The organism is Olivibacter sp. EAT-5 (assembly GCF_044784325.1).
GTDB classification, from domain to species: Bacteria; Bacteroidota; Bacteroidia; order Sphingobacteriales; family Sphingobacteriaceae; genus Olivibacter; species Olivibacter oleidegradans.
Map to the genome: position 1 here is coordinate 85,311 of NZ_CP173028.1, position 17,044 is coordinate 102,354.

The 17,044-nt window shown below is 44.2% G+C and carries 17 protein-coding genes and 1 tRNA gene; 9 read left to right on the forward strand and 9 right to left on the reverse strand.

Annotation, left to right across the window (positions count from 1 at the left end; genetic code table 11):
* The first annotated feature begins 87 nt into the window (after positions 1-87).
* From ACH11B_RS00395 to ACH11B_RS00405, 3 genes are all read left to right on the forward strand, one after another.
* Positions 88-159 (forward strand) — tRNA-Glu (locus ACH11B_RS00395).
* A gap of 249 nt (positions 160-408) precedes the next feature.
* The gene (locus ACH11B_RS00400) at positions 409-1,626 is read left to right on the forward strand and encodes a site-specific integrase (protein WP_377610212.1); all 1,218 of its coding nucleotides are present in this window, start codon (positions 409-411) and stop codon (positions 1,624-1,626) included.
* A gap of 44 nt (positions 1,627-1,670) precedes the next feature.
* The gene (locus ACH11B_RS00405) at positions 1,671-2,555 is read left to right on the forward strand and encodes an Rpn family recombination-promoting nuclease/putative transposase (RefSeq protein ID WP_377610214.1); all 885 of its coding nucleotides are present in this window, start codon (positions 1,671-1,673) and stop codon (positions 2,553-2,555) included.
* A gap of 333 nt (positions 2,556-2,888) precedes the next feature.
* Here ACH11B_RS00405 and ACH11B_RS00410 read toward each other — a convergent pair whose 3' ends face one another.
* From ACH11B_RS00410 to ACH11B_RS00425, 4 genes are read right to left on the reverse strand one after another with little or no spacing between them, the layout of a single operon-like run.
* Positions 2,889-3,875, reverse strand: coding sequence for a DUF5712 family protein (locus tag ACH11B_RS00410; protein WP_377610216.1), 987 nt, complete (start codon positions 3,873-3,875; stop codon positions 2,889-2,891).
* 9 nt (positions 3,876-3,884) lie between these two features.
* Positions 3,885-4,439, reverse strand: a complete 555-nt coding sequence (locus tag ACH11B_RS00415; protein WP_377610218.1) for a BfmA/BtgA family mobilization protein — start codon at positions 4,437-4,439, stop codon at positions 3,885-3,887.
* On the reverse strand, positions 4,426-4,743 hold the full coding sequence (locus ACH11B_RS00420; RefSeq protein WP_404273994.1) for a hypothetical protein: 318 nt from the start codon (positions 4,741-4,743) through the stop codon (positions 4,426-4,428). Before ACH11B_RS00420 ends, ACH11B_RS00415 begins: the two co-directional genes overlap by 14 nt.
* A 4-nt stretch (positions 4,744-4,747) precedes the next feature.
* Positions 4,748-5,023, reverse strand: coding sequence for a helix-turn-helix domain-containing protein (locus tag ACH11B_RS00425; RefSeq protein ID WP_377610222.1), 276 nt, complete (start codon positions 5,021-5,023; stop codon positions 4,748-4,750).
* Between the two features lie 47 nt (positions 5,024-5,070).
* Between ACH11B_RS00425 and ACH11B_RS00430 the strand changes: the two genes are divergently transcribed.
* Positions 5,071-5,424 carry a hypothetical protein gene (locus tag ACH11B_RS00430; protein ID WP_377610224.1) on the forward strand — a complete coding sequence of 118 codons (354 nt, stop codon included), beginning with the start codon at positions 5,071-5,073 and terminating at the stop codon, positions 5,422-5,424.
* 4 nt (positions 5,425-5,428) lie between these two features.
* Here ACH11B_RS00430 and ACH11B_RS00435 read toward each other — a convergent pair whose 3' ends face one another.
* Both ACH11B_RS00435 and ACH11B_RS00440 read right to left on the reverse strand, forming a co-directional pair.
* Positions 5,429-6,178: a hypothetical protein gene (locus ACH11B_RS00435; protein WP_286849197.1), complete on the reverse strand. Its 750-nt coding sequence runs from the start codon at positions 6,176-6,178 to the stop codon at positions 5,429-5,431.
* A gap of 23 nt (positions 6,179-6,201) precedes the next feature.
* A complete protein-coding gene (locus tag ACH11B_RS00440; protein WP_377610227.1) occupies positions 6,202-7,275 on the reverse strand; it encodes a tyrosine-type recombinase/integrase in 1,074 nt (357 codons plus the stop codon).
* Positions 7,276-7,645: 370 nt separating this feature from the next.
* On the opposite strand from ACH11B_RS00440, the gene ACH11B_RS00445 reads away from it, so the two are divergent.
* Genes ACH11B_RS00445 through merA form a run of 3 tightly spaced genes read left to right on the forward strand, consistent with a single transcriptional unit; the run spans position 7,646 to position 10,325 of the window.
* Positions 7,646-8,023, forward strand: coding sequence for a metalloregulator ArsR/SmtB family transcription factor (locus ACH11B_RS00445; RefSeq protein ID WP_058699658.1), 378 nt, complete (start codon positions 7,646-7,648; stop codon positions 8,021-8,023).
* On the forward strand, positions 8,020-8,625 hold the full coding sequence (gene merTP / locus ACH11B_RS00450) for a mercuric transport protein MerTP (protein WP_163518371.1): 606 nt from the start codon (positions 8,020-8,022) through the stop codon (positions 8,623-8,625). Before ACH11B_RS00445 ends, merTP begins: the two co-directional genes overlap by 4 nt.
* A 47-nt stretch (positions 8,626-8,672) precedes the next feature.
* A complete protein-coding gene (gene merA, locus ACH11B_RS00455) occupies positions 8,673-10,325 on the forward strand; it encodes a mercury(II) reductase (RefSeq protein ID WP_073178051.1) in 1,653 nt (550 codons plus the stop codon).
* A 737-nt stretch (positions 10,326-11,062) separates the two neighbouring features.
* On the opposite strand, the gene ACH11B_RS00460 is transcribed toward merA, so the two are convergent.
* Positions 11,063-12,868, reverse strand: coding sequence for a DUF4091 domain-containing protein (locus ACH11B_RS00460; RefSeq protein ID WP_207303803.1), 1,806 nt, complete (start codon positions 12,866-12,868; stop codon positions 11,063-11,065).
* 323 nt (positions 12,869-13,191) lie between these two features.
* The gene (locus ACH11B_RS00465; RefSeq protein WP_377610230.1) at positions 13,192-13,431 is read right to left on the reverse strand and encodes a hypothetical protein; all 240 of its coding nucleotides are present in this window, start codon (positions 13,429-13,431) and stop codon (positions 13,192-13,194) included.
* 862 nt (positions 13,432-14,293) lie between these two features.
* Between ACH11B_RS00465 and ACH11B_RS00470 the strand changes: the two genes are divergently transcribed.
* Entirely contained in the window at positions 14,294-14,755 is a 462-nt protein-coding gene (locus tag ACH11B_RS00470; protein WP_377610232.1) for a hypothetical protein, read from the forward strand.
* Between the two features lie 31 nt (positions 14,756-14,786).
* Here the strand turns inward: ACH11B_RS00470 and ACH11B_RS00475 are convergent, their stop codons facing one another.
* A complete protein-coding gene (locus ACH11B_RS00475) occupies positions 14,787-16,319 on the reverse strand; it encodes a glycosyltransferase family 39 protein (RefSeq protein ID WP_377610234.1) in 1,533 nt (510 codons plus the stop codon).
* 272 nt (positions 16,320-16,591) lie between these two features.
* On the opposite strand from ACH11B_RS00475, the gene ACH11B_RS00480 reads away from it, so the two are divergent.
* Positions 16,592-17,014, forward strand: a complete 423-nt coding sequence (locus tag ACH11B_RS00480; RefSeq protein WP_130858019.1) for a nuclear transport factor 2 family protein — start codon at positions 16,592-16,594, stop codon at positions 17,012-17,014.
* The last annotated feature ends 30 nt before the right edge of the window (positions 17,015-17,044 follow it).

Genomic DNA, 17,044 nt, shown 5'->3' on the forward strand with positions numbered 1-17,044 from the left:
AAAATATTTAAAATTTGTCTTTTGAAATATAAAATCCTTGTCTATCTTTGCAGACCGAAAAACGGACACGCATTCCGGAATAAAAAAGGCCCGTTCGTCTAGGGGTTAGGACGCAAGATTTTCATTCTTGAAACAGGGGTTCGATTCCCCTACGGGCTACACATCTTGAAGTCAAAACATACAAAAGCCTGCAAATTAAACGTTTGCGGGCTTTTTGTTTTTTACAGCATCCTGATTCATTCAATTATTCACATAAAAACAGTGAGTAATTCAGTGAGTCAATCCCTAACCTACCGCTACTCACTGAAAGTGCATTAAGTTGTTGAACGACAACCTGTTCAATAACTGAACATCTTGACTACCATAGGCTGCAAGGCTAATTTTGTTCACCATAAATGATGTATTATCATGAGTACAAATTATTCCTTGCTCTTCTACTTGAAGAAACCAAAAAACTATGTGGGTGGCCCCAAGCCGATTTACATGCGTATCACCGTGGCCGGTGAACCCAAGGAAATGTCCACTGGCCGTGAATGTGACCCCGTACGCTGGAATGCCAAGACCAATCGTGCAAAAGGTACCAAAGAGGATATCCGTGGCCTGAACGCCTACCTCGACACGATGGAGCGAAAGATGGCCGATGCCCACCTGCAACTCGTAAAGGACGGCGCGGAAATCACCGCCGAAACGCTGAAACTAAAGTACCTTGGCAAAGACGTGCAGCGGCGGTATTTGATGGAAACGTTTACCGAACACAACCGGAAGATGGAAGCGTTGCTTGGGAAAGGCTTTAAACCCAACACGCTGAAAGGCTACAACACTTCTGTTGCACACCTGACCTCCTATCTGGAAAAATGCCATGGTGAAACGGACATCGACATCCGGCGCATCGACCATGTGTTCATCGCGGGCTATGAGTTTTTCCTGCGCTCTGACATGGGGTGCAGCGCGGTGTCGGCAGCCAAGTACATGAAGCACCTGCGTAAAATCATAAACCAGTGTCTTGCACACCGATGGATTGCGGAAAACCCCTTTGCGTTCTACAAAACGAAAGCCAAGCCAAGGGAAAAGGATTTCCTCACGCCGGATGAACTGGACAGGATAGCCCAAAAGGAACTTTCCATAACAAGGCTTTCTCATGTGCGCGACATCTTCGTGTTCTGCTGCTATACGGGGCTGTCATATGCCGATGTGCGGAAACTGCAAAAGACGGACATCGCCAAGGGCATAGACGGCAGGTTGTGGGTATTGACCAGCCGGGAGAAAACGGAAACTGCCTCCAATATCCCCTTGCTGCCACAAGCCTTGGAAATCATCGGACGCTATGCGGATTATCCACCATGCGTGGCAAAAGGACTGGTGCTTCCGGTGTTGAGCAACCAAAAGATGAACAGCTACCTGAAAGAGATCGCCGACCTGTGCGGTATCACCAAGACGCTGACATTCCACATGGCGCGGCACACATTCGCCACCACGGTGACACTGGCCAACAACGTGCCTATCGAAACGGTTTCCAAGATGCTGGGGCATACCAGCATCAAGACCACCCAGCATTATGCCAAGTTACTGGATACGCGGATTGGCAGCGATATGGAGGCCTTGCAGAAGCGGCTGGCAGGAATGTGACCGAAAATTATTCATACTTTTACCACTTACAACCAAGCAAAACAATGAAGCAAAAAGATGATTACCTATGGAAAGGGATTTTGGAAGATGTTTTTGACGACTTCCTCCGCTTCCTGCATCCCGATGCGGACAGGGTTTTTGACCTAAGCAGGGGCATCACGTTCCTCGACAAGGAACTGGAGCAGTTATTCCCTCCAGAAGATGATGAGTTTGCTCCCAAAGTGGTTGACAAGCTGGCACAGGTGTACACCCATGACGGCATTGAGGAATGGGTTTTAATCCATGTGGAAGTTCAGGGCACTTACCGCAGGGATTTCTCTTTGCGGATGTTCACCTATTATTACCGGATACTTGATAAATACCATAAGCGCATTTCTGCATATGCCATCCTGACCGAGGCGAGCAAAAAACCGAGACCGAATACCTATGAGGAAGAGTTTATGGGTACAGGCATCTCGTATAGGTTTAATATGTACAAAATTGCCGAGCAGGACGATGAAGCCCTTTTGGCAAGCAACAATCCGTTTGCCTTGGTCGTCTTAACTGCCAAGGCGGCATTTGCGGGGAAAAACCTAAACAACGGCAGTCAAAGTGATGAGGCTTTATTGCAGGTAAAAATCCAGTTGGCCCGTGAATTGCTTATCCGTAGAATAGCCAAGGAAAAAATCAGGGGACTGATGAATTTCCTGCGCTACTATGTGCGCTTTGATAATTCAGAAGTAAATACTATCTTTGAACAAGAGGTAGAAAAATTAACAGAAAGGAGGGATACCATGGGTATAGAACAGTTATTATTGGATAGGGAAAAGAATAGGGGGAAGCGTGAAGAAGCCATTGCCATCGCACGCGAAATGAAAAAAGATGGTATCTCGATTGAACAAATAGCCAAGTTCACCAAGCTGACTATAAAAGAAATCGAAAAGCTTTGATAGAATTCTTACAATATAAAGCAAGCCATCCCGCAAACGGATGGCTTTTTTTGTATCCCTCGCATACACACGACTAACATTTCGATATCGGCTCACTATTGGTTCTTACTGGCTCATATCGGCTCATTTCAGGAGTCGGGTTTTAAAAATCTGCACACACCAAGGCATTTTTACCGCTTAGGCCACCGGACGCAAGGCGGGGGAATTGGGTCAAGGGCGCCGGAGGGTAAAGGCCTGTGGGTGGCGGCGTTTATATACCCTTGACCTTTCCCACGCCGTGGGTAATTTGGCCGGGCAGTGCAAAGGCCGGATGCCCTGAACCACCCGTAAAACTCACCGCCTGACACCCCGTGACTGCGCTTTCTTTTTCCGTTTGCGCCGCTTCTCCTCCTCCTCGATGGGGTTTTGCTGCTCACCCGCTCCCTCCACCGGAGCCAACAGCAATCCCAACAGGTCGGCAGCCATGCTGCCCGTGGTGGCCAGCATATCACCCACGCTTTCGAACATGCCTTGGGCGACATCATGCGCCAGTTCCATTGCCAACGGCTGACCCTGCGGATGCCGCTCCGTTAATTCCGTGAGCGTGTGCATCTGCGCCTTTTGCTGTGCCGTGCCTTTCTTCATCGTGTTGGCATATTGCAGGCTGTCTTTCAGGTTTCGCTCGAAATCGAACAGTTCATCGAACAGGGTTTCGCCCGACTGCTTGAACGCGGTGCGGTCGAACTGCCCCAGCTTTTGCGAATGGGCTTTGTTCCCGCCACGTGACGTGTTCTGCGGGCTTAGCTTGACTGTATTGGTGATATCCTTGCGGCTCACGATGATCTGGACGTGCATCTGCCGCCCCTCCTTGCGTTCCCCTTTTCTCTTTTGTCCGCTCTTTACCTCCCTGTCGTTGTGGCCGTAATAGCGGTGGTTTTCCAGCTTGCCGAACCAAAGCAAATCCTTGTGGCTTTCGATGCCGGGGCGTTTGAAGTTACGGGCATACTCGTCCATTACCCTCGTGGCAAATTCCTTGAGTTTTTCCCTTGCCACGTCCTCGCCGTATTTGGACACGAGGTGCGCCAGTTCCTTTTGGCTGGGGCTGACGTTGATGAGGAAGAACTTGCTGTCGTCCCTGCCCAGCTTGGCCACGTTGCGGTCTATGCCCATCCTTACTTCATGGGGTTTGATGTCATTGGCCGTTCCGTTGAACCAACGCTCCGGTTTGTTTTCCATTGCGTTCTCCGGCTGCATCCGGTTTTCCTTTTCGAGGTAATGTACCAGCGTACCGCTGCTGCCTTTGTTGTCACCCGTTTCCGATTTGGTGATGTTGATATACATAATCCTATATTACAGATTATCCAGTGATTGCCTTGCATGTTTGGCCAGTTCCTCCTTTTTTGCCGCCGATACAGGCCAGCCGAGGGCTTCCCGTTGGGTAATGTAGTAATCCAGTACCTGCCGGAACCTAGACTTCAATGTTTCCCTTTCCCGCATGTTGCCAAGTATCTTTTTGAGCGTACCGTCCACCAGTTTCAGGTAGCCGATGGTTTCCCTGCCCATGATGGTTGCCTCCGACTGCTCTTTGCCGATGCTTTTCAAAAGCGGGCTTTGCGCTTTGGCGATGGCCATCAATTCCTCCATAGCCGAGTACATCGGCACCAGCATATCACCCTCCTGTTTGCGGATGAACGAGAGGATACGGCTGATGCCGCTTGACAGTTCCTTTTTCAGCACCTCATCGTTCAGGTCGGCGGGGTCTTTCTTGCTCTTGTAGAAATAATCCACCATCTGCATGACCACTTCGCGCTTGGTGCGGCCAAGCTTCCGCGCAAGCAGGGTGAGCCGCTCGTCCACCGCTTCGGGGAAACGGACAGACTTCGTGTTCTCATCAATCCTGACCATTTACCCCTCCCTCCCCGTGGATGATGAACCTGAACCTGCTGCCCTTGGCCGGATGCCATGAGGGGCGGTACTCCAAGTAGCCATAGGCCACAAGCTCCGACAGGCATTTGTGGTACGTGGCGATGGAGCGTATCCGTGAGAAGCGCATTAGCTTCCTGCGGCTGGCGTGGAAATAGCCTTGCGGGTTGCCGCAATCGTGGTGGTAGAACAATGCCGCCACCAATCCGATGTGCGTGGGCAGCAAACGCCCGTCATCGCCGATCCGCTCAAAAAATGCACTGAACGCGTGCTTGGGCAATTCCATCCGTTCACCCATTGCCGTTACCTCCCTCCATCATTTTCCTGATGTCTTCCCTGCGGTAGTACATGCTGCCGCCCACTTTGCGGTACGGCAGCGTGCCGTTGATACGGAGGCTTTGCAACGTACCCGGCGATATGCCCAGCAGCCTGCGCACCTCTGCGCTTCTCAGCCACTCCCTGCCAAGATTTTCTTTTTCCCTGTTTCCGATAATTTGCTTGAACTCTTCCAGCATTTCCCGCTTGAACTGCCGGAGGTCTTCCCGTGTGACGATGTCTATTTCCATATCTCTATCATTATGTTCCCATATCCATATATCCCGATAGCGGGATATTGATTTGCGCCGGTTACATAGCGCACGGTATACCGCGAAGTATACCGGAACCTTGCGCTGGTGTTATCCCAGCGCATTGGGGTATCCCCGGAGGATACCCGAAACCCCCATGGCGATACCGTGGGGGCAAGCAAGTAGGGCTATGCCCAACTTCCGCTTGCTCCATTCCCATCGGGGAATGGCAATTTGGCGGAGCGTGCGAACAGCACGGTTTGGCGCTGCGGCCAAACAGGGTGGTATCCGGTGTTTCCATCGGGCGGCACCCGCTCCGTTGGGACAAAGTTGGGGGATATGACAGGGATATGGATGACCAACCGAGGTGGCTTGGTCATGTTCGGGGATTGAACGGGTAGGCGATTAGGCTTCGTCTACGGGGACGATGCGGAACAACTTCCTACCATCCGGCACCTGCGAACCCTTTATCGGGGCTTCGCCCTTGCCCACGAAATAGTTGCGAGCGGTATCCAATGGGATTTCCTTGCCGCCGTGGTTGAAGTATTTCGCCACCAGTTTGTAATACGGGCTGTGGTGGTCGCTTTTGAGCAGCGACCTCCCATTGGGCAGTTCCACTTCGCGCAGTTGCTGGATGAGGTCGATGAGCGTGGGCAGGTAGCCGTCCTCAACATACACTTTCTGTGCAACCCCATATTTCGTATGCGCTTTCAACTGTTCTTCCAAATCTTGGATATGGGCTTCGAGTTCGGCTATCTTTCCGTCTTTTTCTTTCAGCAGCACATCGTTTGGCCTAATGTTCCACTTATCGCGCGTGCCGAGGTATTGCTGGAATTCGGTAAGTTTCCCGATGTTTGACTGATGCCGGGGATGCTCGGATGAGAACGGGTCTTTCCGCTCGAAATGTTCAATCCGTTTCTGCACGATGTACCACACATGGGAAAGGAAATCTTTTTCGGAACCCTGCCCTGTGGACAGGAAATGATTCAGGTGGTGCGTGTAATAGTCCTCAAACCCGGTTTTGTCAATTCCGTAGATTTTGAGCAGGAAATGGTTGTTACCATACCCCCTCTTCAAACCAAGTACGTTGCCAACATCAAACGGATGTGGGGAAAAATCAAAACGTTTTCTGCTTTTGAAGTAATTTAATCCCATTGTGATAATCTTTAAATCTGTAGCTACAAAATCCTGTCCAACGGACTTTTGATTGAATTAATTTGCGCATTGCCGACCTTTGCATAAAGCATCGTGGTCTTGATGTCATTGTGACCAAGTAGCTGCTGTATGAATGACATGTCCGTGCCGTATTCCAGTAAATGTGTGGCGTAGCTATGCCGCAAACCGTGTATCCCTATCGGCTTGTTTACCTTTGCGGCTTTCATCGCATTCTTGAACACAGCTTGGACACTGCGGACGGAATACCGCCCACCGTACTGACCTTCAAAAAGGTAAGTTTTAGGGTGGTACGCTTTATAATATTCCCGCAGCAAATCCAGCACCGCGGACGGTAGCGGTACATACCGGTCTTTCTTTCCTTTGCCCGCTTCGATGAGTACCTGCATCCGTCCACTGTCGATGTCACTCACTTTCAGATGGACAACCTCACTTACTCGCAATCCCATTCCGTAGCACAGTTGCAGCATCAGCAAATGTTTTCGGTTTCGTACTGTGTCGAATATCCGTTTTACTTCCTTTTGGCTCAGCACTTTTGGCAAAGTGGATGGCTTCTTCGGCCGTGGGATTTCGGCAAAGAAATCCGGTTTATGGAGCACCTGTTCAAAATAGAATTTGATGGCGTTGAGCCTGCTGTGCAGCTGGCTTTCCGAAATCTTCAATGTATTGATGCAATAAAGGATGTAAGCACGGAGACGGTCGTAGCCGAGTGAATCAACGGGCACATCTTTCAAAATATACAGTAGCTGTGCAAATTCTACCATGTATGTCTTTATGGTGGACGGGCTGTAGGCTTTCATCTGCAATACCTCTTTCATGCGTTGCAACTCCCGAGCATTCAAAGGTGATAATTTGGACAATACCCCTTTGCCAACCGGTGGGATTTCCATCCCAAACAGTGTGCGGAAATGGGTGTTGTCCGGCACATACCAGCACTTCTCAGACCTGCTCCACCTACCTTTCAGCGATTTGACCAAATCAATCTTTGACCGGTCGTATTTGAAATCCATCCAAATGACCGCGGCATCCTTGTGCCTGCCTTCCCGAAAATCAAAACCAGAAAAATCAACAACTTCCATACTGCGTATTTTGTATTATCTGCCAAAGCAAATCTAAGAAAGTTATACAAAATACGCAATACACAAAATCTGATAACACCAAAGCAAGACACTTAAAAACAACTATTTATAGAGGTTAACAGAAAGACACTTGGCATCCTTGCATATAGAAGATTATTGCGTATATTTGAGAGTTGTGCGTCACCCTAAAACCCACCGCACATTTAGCACATTTGGTTTTTGCCGACACAAAAGCCAACCCTAAAAAAACCAAAAGAGCTAAATCACCCACCGCTGACAAAAGACTTGTTGGAAACTTTATTTAAGAATTTGCTTAAATAAGAAAACTATTTGTATCTTTGTTGCGTTATTAATCCTAAACAAGAAAATTATGGAAAACAACCAATCGTGTATCAGAGTGTTTGCCGACAAGGTTCAAATAGACAATTGTAGAGAAATACTTCAAACCAACGACAAGGCATTCACCCAACTGAGTGGACTTTTAGCATTGGCAGGAAACGAAGTAAGATTGAAAATCTTATTTCTATTAGAAGAAGAAAACGAATTATGCCCTTGCGACCTTTCAGACATTCTCGGAATGAGCATCCCTGCGGTTTCGCAACACCTCAGAAAGCTAAAAGACGGAAACGTCATTGAAGGAAGAAGAGAAGGGCAAACCATTTTCTACTCTTTAAAACAAGAGCAATTGACTTTACTTCGCCCATTTTTTAAGCATATCATTAACAATTCAAAAAAGGAAACAGTATGAACAAGAAAAACAACAAACTTGTCGGAGCGGGAGTTCTTTCGGCAGTAGCAGCATCACTTTGCTGCATAACACCTGTATTGGCTCTTATTTCAGGAGCTTCAGGAGTGGCATCTACCTTTTCGTGGATGGAACCAGCAAGACCTTATCTTATCGGTATCACCGTTTTGGTATTGGGCTTTGCTTGGTATCAGAAACTCAAACCACAAACAGCCGAAGAAATCCAATGTGATTGCGAAGAAGACGAAAAGAAACCTTTTATGCAGACAAAAACATTTTTGGGAATTGTAACCGTTTTTGCAGCCTTGATGCTTGCATTTCCAAAATACGCACACATTTTCTATCCTTCAAACGACAATAAGGAAGTGGTAATCGTCAATGCCTCTGACATTCAAGCGGTAACTTTTGATGTAAAAGGAATGACTTGCAATGGATGTGCTTCACACGTAGAAAATGACGTGAACAAATTGCCAGGTATTATTAAGGTAGATGCGATTTATGAAGAAGCGACTGCCAAAGTAGAATTTGACCAAACCAAAGTGAGTTTAGCTCAAATTGAAGAAGCAATCAACGGCACAGGTTACAAAGTGGTTGGCAAGAAATAGTATTTTTTTGCCTTTTGTATTTAAGTATTTAATTAAATAATTACAAAATGAATAAAGAAACCGTAAAATTTGACATCACAGGTATGACCTGCGACCATTGTGCCACAGGAATTGAAAAACTGCTTACCAAAAAAGAAGGCGTAAAAGAAGCCAATGTGAGCTATTCAAAAGCCACTTGTGAATGTTCTTTTGACCCTGCCAAAACAAGCAAAGAAGAAATCATCAGCACCATCAACGGTACGAAAAATTATCGTGTAAAAGGTGAAATCCCTGATAATGGAAACAGTGGAAATAATCAATTTGATTTAATTATTATCGGTGGCGGTTCGGCTGCATTTTCGGCAGCTATCAAAGCGGAAAGTTTAGGTCTATCGACTTTAATGGTAAACGGTGGGTTGGACTTTGGCGGGACTTGCGTCAATGTGGGTTGTGTACCTTCTAAAAATCTTATTCGTGCGGGTGAAACGGCTTATCACGCTACACATTCCAACTTTGAAGGCATCAAACCAAAAGGCGCTGACATTGATTTTGCGCAAATCATTAAGGATAAGAAAAAATTGGTAGCCACACTTCAAGAAAAAAAATATATGGATGTTGTAAGCGATTTTGAAAACTTGACTATGCTAAAAGGTTGGGCAACTTTCAAAGACAATAAAATCATTGAAGTTGACGGCAAGGAATACAAAGCAATCAAATTTTTAATCGTAACGGGAGCTACTACCAATATTCCGACTATTGAAGGATTGGACAAAATTGACTACTTGACCAATGTTTCTCTTTTCGACTTGGAAGAAAAACCCAAAAGCCTGACCATTATGGGAGCAGGTTATATAGGTTTGGAAATTGCAATGGCGTACAATCGTTTAGGCGTAAAAGTCCGCATTATTGAATTTACAGACCGTGTATTGCGAACACAAACACCTGACATCAGCGAAGCATTGGAAATCCAAATGCGAAAAGAAGGCATTGAAATATTACCCAATTTCAGAGCCGTGAAATTCGAGAAGAACGGAAACGAAACGATAATTCATTGCAAATGCCCTGATGGTTCATTTACGCAAATTGTAGAGAAAGGAAAGGTAGTAATTGCCACAGGAACAAAACCCCATACAAGTCAATTGGGATTAGATAACATTGGTTTGAAACTCACCCAAAGTGGTCATATTGCAGTAAATGAGAAGATGGAGACCAATCTATCCAACATTTACGCAGCAGGAGACGTAGCTAACACCCCCGCATTTGTTTATACAGCAGCCTTTGAAGGTAAAATTGCCGTTGAAAATGCTTTCTCAGGAACAGAAAACAAAGCCGATTATTCTTCTTTACCTTGGGTGGTTTTTACTGACCCACAAATTGCAGGTGCAGGTTTGGACGAAGCACAGGCAGAATCCAAAGGCATTCCGTTTGAAGTTTCAAAATTGGAATTGAAAGACGTACCGAGAGCCATTGCAGCAAATGACACAAGGGGATTTATCAAACTTATTCGCAACACCGAAACGGATAAATTGATAGGTGCAAGAGTAGTCGCACCCGAAGGTGGAGAGCTTATCCAACAATTAAGTATGGCAATCAAATACGGAATAACTGTAAAAGACTTGGCAGACAGTTTTTACCCTTATTTGACTTTGGGAGAAGGCATCAAATTAGCAGCAATAACTTTCGGAAAAGACGTATCGAAATTAAGTTGCTGTGCAAGTTAATCCGACACAAAGGCACACACTCTTGCAAGTCGCACCAGCCTACTCTTGACCAAAACTTGCAAGAGAGAGTGCCTTCCCTACCCTAAAAAATCCTACCTTTGAAAATTGACTAAACCGACTAAAAATAAAGGGCGAACGCACAACATTGTGTATAAGCAATAGCGGGTGAAGTGGTAAATCGAAGGTCTTTGCCTTTAATAAACTTTGTGCTAAACTGAAAGGTTTGTACTTTTAAATCCGCTACTGCTCATACACTTGACCGTTAATATTTCATTCCTACATCACAGGAATTTTTGTATCTTAGCATTATAGCAATTGCAGCTAAAACGTATGTCAAACCAGTGAGTGATTCGGTGAGCAGGGAAAAGGGGTGGTTGTAAAATACTGATAAAGAGATTAATGCCCAATAGGTTCGATTCCCCTACGGGCTACCTCAGGGGAAAGATTCAAATTAAACGAATCTTTCCCTTTTTTTATTGCGTCTAATTCGTTGTTGATCAGTAAATAAGCAATAAGTCGAACAGGATGGTTAAAAGGGGGGCTGGAAAAAAATATCTTCCGGAAATAGGCTCGGACGGTTTGAGGGAAGAGCCTTGAGGTCCTTTCTTCGTTACAAGCACTCTTAAATTATAATATTTAAGGCGACAATGAAAATCCCCGACACTTCTGGGTATCGGGAATCTTCTTTAGTGAAGCTTTTCAGAAAGCCTCTTATTTGAACAAAAGTTGTTTTCCTCCTATTGTACCAATTGAACCGAAAGCTCATTAAGCAATCCTTTTGCATCGTTGAGATCTTGATTCCAAGTCTGGTTAGGTTTCGTAATCTTCAATTTCTGGATGGCCGTTTCCAACCGATCTAAGTTAGCTTGGTCTCCCTTATTTTCCAGTGCTCGTTTCACAACTTGAATCTTCGCATAGTCTTGAAGCCCCTCCAACAGTCGCTCGTAACGAATCGAGCTTCTAGCATTTGGGTAGACGATATAGGTATCGCCCGCCGGCCAGGTACGGAAACGGGAATCTAACAATGGATTTTCTACCCAAGAATTGAATGCCCATCGTAACATACCGTCAAAATTCGCTGCTTCTGCAAACCACGCCACGAGGACAGATTCCGCTGGGTCAGAAAATGTAAACTGATTGGGAAACGCATTACCGCAATAGATATAAAACGTCGTGTTCAATCCCCGTGATTGACGGTCTTTTAGATCTTCTTCCGAAAATGGGTGTCCCATTGCAATACTAACATCGTCGCTATTCGGATAACGTCGATAAGTTCTTTGGTTATCAGCATAAGAAACACCTAATTCCGGTGACACTTTTTGTAATAAAGTCAAAGCACCGTCCACTTCTTCCCTCGTACGTTCATCAATGGCTATATTTGTTTTTTCCAACCACCCCTTCCCCCGAAGGTGTTCTACGAAATCTTCTAAGAACGGCGTCCATAATTGCTCAAATATAGGTGTACCCGGTTTAGCCTCGACATTTACCAATTCACCACTTGTTTCATCATTATAATGGATTTCATTATTCCAAGGGATGATGGAATAACAATTTATCATCTTGTTAACACCAAGATCCAGCATAAACTGCACCCATTTATCAAATACGCTGTAATCATACTTCCAGGAACCATCCTTTTGCTTTGTCCATATAATCATATCTGCATAAGGGTCAAATGTCTGCACATTCCAAGGATCTTTGTTAAGGGTCGCAGTGATCACTTTCTGCCCGACGTCTGCTAACATCTGCATCTGTGGTTTCAGCGCTTTGAAATGTTCCTCCGACCACATTTCGAGCCCTTCTACACGTGCTACTGCCGATGGATGTTGCCATTGATCTAAATGGTAAGTCCATTCCGATGGCTTAGGCAGGAGCTTATCTATAACATGTAAAGAGAGATTCAGTTCTTGCGTGGGTACTTCAGCAGCTTTCACTTGTACCTTTGCCGTATAGTAACCTGGTTTTGCGTCTTCCGGAATACGTAATGTTACCCAAACTGGCCGTACCTTCTTTGCTTCGAGATCGAAAGAGTTCAGATTATCTAACATATCGGGCGACAGAGACGAGGCGAAATCTTCCGGCTTACGATGACCACATCCCCCGGCGTACTCATCTGTCATCACATAACGAACAAAATGGGTAGACGCTATATCCGATGGCAAATCGCTGCCGCTTTCTGCACGAAAACCTGATACGTCCACTTGCGCACCGGCAATTTCAGCATTTGTCCATAGTAATATTTGAGCAGAGACACGCTCTCCTCTCCACCCTGTCACAGACGCTTGCTTTTCGACGGCGAAGTCAGGAGCTATGGACTTCGGAAAACGTTTATCAATCGTCACAAAAGAAGCGTGTAATCCATTTTCTACTTTAGACCAATCAGACAATGTATCTGCCGTCGGGTCGGGTAATTCCTTAAAGTTGACCAAATCCAAAGGAGTTCTCCGCTCCTGTTCTTGTTGGTTTTGGCCGCATGCAGAAGTCACTCCAATGAGGATAGCACCACATAGCATACCTTTTAATTTTTGTGTTTTTAAGTTCATAATACGTCATTATTCATTGATGCCAACATGACTCCACCCAATACCGTTGACGGAGTTCTAAGAGATAACCTGACATAAACTTCGTCAAAAAGTCCAGCAGATGCAAATGTTGCTGAAACACAATCGATTGCATAAAGTTACTCGCTTGTTTTTAAGGAGCTTTACAAGGTAATGAAAGAGAAGGGCGCATAACATATCATTCCACAGCGCTTATGCCATTGCATTCTCGAAAAACACTCAATAACTTACTGGCACCGGTCGAACACAGATCGAAGAAACCAGCTCGTTTACGAAAGAACACCTTCCAAATGAACACGTTTTTGTTAGAACAGGAACATTCCTAAATGTGATGTCTGGATAAAGCCTGTTCGTCTCAGAAAAAGCCAGCCTCTCTCCTCTCCCTGTCCTCTCCCCTGCGAGCCAACTTGAGCGGCACTGAAGGTGCACTCGATGGGGAATTTCCCCATGGAGCTCGCCACGAGTACCCATTGAGTTCCGACCAATATTAATCGAACCACCGAAGCCATCTTCAAGAGAGGTATAAGCGCGGGGCTCGACGGCATGTGTCGATTTATTATCTATATTGGAGGCCTGCGTATTTAGGGCCTTTTTTTGATCTTTAAATATTTTCTTCTTTTGGGAAGAGTCTTTAGCCGACGGCCTACCTACTGGGCAAAGCCCTCCTTAAACGCCTATATCTAGTTTTGTATAAGAAAATGAGTGTAGAAAAGTATATTTGACTTTGACAGAAATCTCTGAAAAATGGACGAGGCCTATTCATAATTGAGACATCATCCTAAATCAGTCCTTAACTTTATTTGTTGGGATAAAGGAACCGTAAAAACTCCGGGAACCATTCTTCAAATGCGCCTTTCAGAAGCTCATCGTTTTTCTTTCTAGGTTTTTTGCTATTTGGATAAATATTTTTTGACACAAGGCAAATACAAGAGTTTCAGAATTTTATAATCTTTACAACCCAGCGATTGGATCATTATAAGCTGCAACGCATGAAGAAAATCTATTCTGTGCGTTCTAATAAAAATAAAGAGATGTGATAGGCGCCCTTGATAAACCCTTTACCGATGTTGCTATTCTTATAAATGAAGCTCGCCATAATTGCACATACTAAATATCCCCTGTTGCCTCGTGCAGTAGATTTAAAACCCAAACAAAAACACCTATCAAAACCATCGCGGATAAAAGGATAAAGGAAAGGATAGCGAATCCGGTCCAAAAGCAAATTGATAAGAAAATCGTCATCTTTTAAAAAATTTCATTGCTGCGCATCAGCTAATGATAAGACAACATTAGAGCAGAAGACCCCTACCGGAAATCGATTTAACCTATGCACCGCTATTTTGAACATAGTTGTCGCGTTTTTTGAAGGGAAATCGTTGTATAGACCTAACCTCATTAAAGCCTGTTATGAAACGAGGAATCATATTAATCTCTTTTTTCCTTTCAATTTTCGCTTGCGATAAAGAAGATAGGGAGGACAAAGAATGCATGCTACTTATGTATGTGCCATTACCTTCCCTTGAAGAAGTTTACGGGTGTACCGATACTCGCTATGCACTTCATATCGATCTAAAGGAAACACATGAATTAATCCGAACGAAGCATACTTATGATGAAAAGGTAACAGGGAGCTGTCATCCAGCCATCGATTTCGAGAAATATGACCTGTTAATAGGAAGAAAAGGACTAAAATCAGGCAATCATTCAATAACGTATGAGTTAAAAAAAAGCTGTACGGGAGAGGAACGATTAGTTGTCACCTTTCATCAGGATATAAGTGCCGTAGCGGCTACTGTCACTTATCATGTCTTATTGCCAAAGGCAGACAGCAATCGAACAATTGCAGTCGAAACAAAAATAGTATATTGATAGGCTGTCCATCAAGTAAACGACCCCATGATTAGTCCCTAATTTCATTTTCGTTAATTTCTCGCCTGATACGTTCGTTTATATCAATATGGGTATTCCTGAAAATGAAGACAGTCGTCCCATATTCACGCGCGTAGGGGTTGGTTACGGAATCAGCCACAAAGGTATCGGCAAAAAAGGGACTGGTTTCCTTTAACTCCTCCTTTACCTCTCTGTAATTTTTTACACGTATCAAATGAACATACTTTTTATCCAAATTTATCCAATGAAGATAATCGGCATTGAAGGAAACGGCAGTCACCTCCTTTGTCTTCTTGTAATAATTGATGGCACCTGCTTGTCCGTAATTATCGCAAAGCACCAGTGTATGCTCTCCTTTCGGAAGCCTTGAAAAAGCAAGATCAACCTTGTTTGCCAATTCCTTCCATCCCAGCATATCAGCAAAATCCTGCGGTAGAAGGTGATCTTTACCATCCTCCCACCTAAGCAAGCCCAAAGCACGATAGGTCGCCTGATGCGCCAAGATATAGGCCGGAGTCTTATTCGGGAATGCAGTATGGTACATCGGTATAAAAAACAAAAAAGGGAGCAAAACGCAGGCAAAGCGTAAATTATTAACCTTAGTGCTTCCTCTTTTTAATAACTCTCCCAGATAAGCGGATCCAAAAGCCAAATAGATAGGATATAAGCCAATAGCATAATATCCTTTAGCTTTTAAAGCAATAAACACCATTAAGGTGATACAAAAAGACCAAAAGAAGACCCGATACTTTTTAAAAGGAGCATAGAAGACCAATGCATAAAAGGCAGCAAAGAGAACAAACAAAGAACCTAAAAAATAAATGACCTGTTCCTTCAAAAAGCCTACTCTACTGACATTAATCAATTGTGTATCCGTTAATTCTTTTAAATGATGATATACGGGAAAGTGGTGCTTATATTGCCACCAAAGATTTGGCGCGATAAGCAGTAAGGTTAATAAAGTGGATATATAAAAGGATGGTTTAAGGAAAATACTTCGTTGCGGGGTCAAAAGCAACGCAGGAAAAAGTCCAACCAGCAGGAAAATTATATTGTATTTATTCAGAAAGCCTAAAGCGAAGATAAGTGCGCCCGCATAAAGCCATTTGCTATCCGCCGAATTGATATATTTCAAAAAGATGAAGTAAAAAGCCGTCCAGCAAAGCACATCCAATGAATTGGGTTGATAAAGAATATTCAAGCGTAAAAGAACAGAAAAAAGTATGGCCGTAGCAGCCAATATCAAAGAAAAAAGATTTCCCTTAAGCTCTTCGACTGCTTTCCAAACAAATATCAAGGTGAGGGCTCCAAACAGAGCCGGAAAAAATCGAATCCAAAATAGGGTGTTACCCAGAAAATAAATTATTTTTGATATGATAGAGGTGACCGGTGGAACAGATAAAAATCCCCATGCTAAGTGGTTTCCCTGATCGAGGTGCAAAAATTCGTCACGATGCAATTCGTACGTTGAATTTACCAAAGCATATTGCAATATAAACTTCAGTAAAACAAAGACAAGCAATATGCCATTTTTTTTATTCATCGATTGAGTTTAAGCGGATTAGAATTTATTACTCAAACTTAATCAATTTCCGGCATTAGTAATATTTCTCCAGTTGACTTTAATGAAATCCTTAACAAAAAATTAAAACTAAATCAATTAGTAATACTGCGTATTTTATTAGTATTTTTGCTCTGAAGCGATACGCAAATTACCCTTTATTTGTCGTGTTTTAGCGCATAGCTCCTTAAATACGATTATTTATTTTGTAAAGCGTTATTGGAAGGAAACGGGACCCTTTAATTGATACAGCCATGGATAAAATTGAAGCATTGAATATCGTGAAAAACATTTATACCGAAGCTGACCGGACCGGCAATATGCTGCCGATATTTAATAGTTTGGCAGAAGATGTAATCTTCCACTCCACCATTCCGGAAGGCACACCCATAAGCGGAATTTTCAAAGGCAAACAGAATGTCATTAATTTCTATAAGAATCTGCTGCCTTCAGTAGCTATTTTCCAAAAATTGACCCCTTCCGTTTTCGTTATGCGAGATGACAGGGTAATTGTCGTGGGAGAAAACATCTTCACGCTTGTCAAATCCGGTGAGACCTATCACAGGCCTTATGTCAATATTATTAGTTTGGTTGATCGCCTCATCACGTCGATTATCTTAATTCAAGATTTCTCGGGATTTAACAAGCTTTATCAGAAAGAGATAAAACGCTGTTAATTTTTATCGACCGGACGGACCCAAATAGCT

What these genes read in the sequence shown, in the direction of transcription:
- ACH11B_RS00400 (WP_377610212.1), top strand. Translation starts at nt 409, where the DNA reads ATGAGTACAAATTATTCCTTGCTCTTCTACTTGAAGAAACCAAAAAAC.
- ACH11B_RS00405 (WP_377610214.1), top strand. Translation starts at nt 1,671, where the DNA reads ATGAAGCAAAAAGATGATTACCTATGGAAAGGGATTTTGGAAGATGTT.
- ACH11B_RS00410 (WP_377610216.1), bottom strand. Translation starts at nt 3,875, where the DNA reads ATGTATATCAACATCACCAAATCGGAAACGGGTGACAACAAAGGCAGC.
- ACH11B_RS00415 (WP_377610218.1), bottom strand. Translation starts at nt 4,439, where the DNA reads ATGGTCAGGATTGATGAGAACACGAAGTCTGTCCGTTTCCCCGAAGCG.
- ACH11B_RS00420 (WP_404273994.1), bottom strand. Translation starts at nt 4,743, where the DNA reads ATGGAATTGCCCAAGCACGCGTTCAGTGCATTTTTTGAGCGGATCGGC.
- ACH11B_RS00425 (WP_377610222.1), bottom strand. Translation starts at nt 5,023, where the DNA reads ATGGAAATAGACATCGTCACACGGGAAGACCTCCGGCAGTTCAAGCGG.
- ACH11B_RS00435 (WP_286849197.1), bottom strand. Translation starts at nt 6,178, where the DNA reads ATGGGATTAAATTACTTCAAAAGCAGAAAACGTTTTGATTTTTCCCCA.
- ACH11B_RS00440 (WP_377610227.1), bottom strand. Translation starts at nt 7,275, where the DNA reads ATGGAAGTTGTTGATTTTTCTGGTTTTGATTTTCGGGAAGGCAGGCAC.
- ACH11B_RS00445 (WP_058699658.1), top strand. Translation starts at nt 7,646, where the DNA reads ATGGAAAACAACCAATCGTGTATCAGAGTGTTTGCCGACAAGGTTCAA.
- merTP (WP_163518371.1), top strand. Translation starts at nt 8,020, where the DNA reads ATGAACAAGAAAAACAACAAACTTGTCGGAGCGGGAGTTCTTTCGGCA.
- merA (WP_073178051.1), top strand. Translation starts at nt 8,673, where the DNA reads ATGAATAAAGAAACCGTAAAATTTGACATCACAGGTATGACCTGCGAC.
- ACH11B_RS00460 (WP_207303803.1), bottom strand. Translation starts at nt 12,868, where the DNA reads ATGAACTTAAAAACACAAAAATTAAAAGGTATGCTATGTGGTGCTATC.
- ACH11B_RS00465 (WP_377610230.1), bottom strand. Translation starts at nt 13,431, where the DNA reads ATGCCGTCGAGCCCCGCGCTTATACCTCTCTTGAAGATGGCTTCGGTG.
- ACH11B_RS00470 (WP_377610232.1), top strand. Translation starts at nt 14,294, where the DNA reads ATGAAACGAGGAATCATATTAATCTCTTTTTTCCTTTCAATTTTCGCT.
- ACH11B_RS00475 (WP_377610234.1), bottom strand. Translation starts at nt 16,319, where the DNA reads ATGAATAAAAAAAATGGCATATTGCTTGTCTTTGTTTTACTGAAGTTT.
- ACH11B_RS00480 (WP_130858019.1), top strand. Translation starts at nt 16,592, where the DNA reads ATGGATAAAATTGAAGCATTGAATATCGTGAAAAACATTTATACCGAA.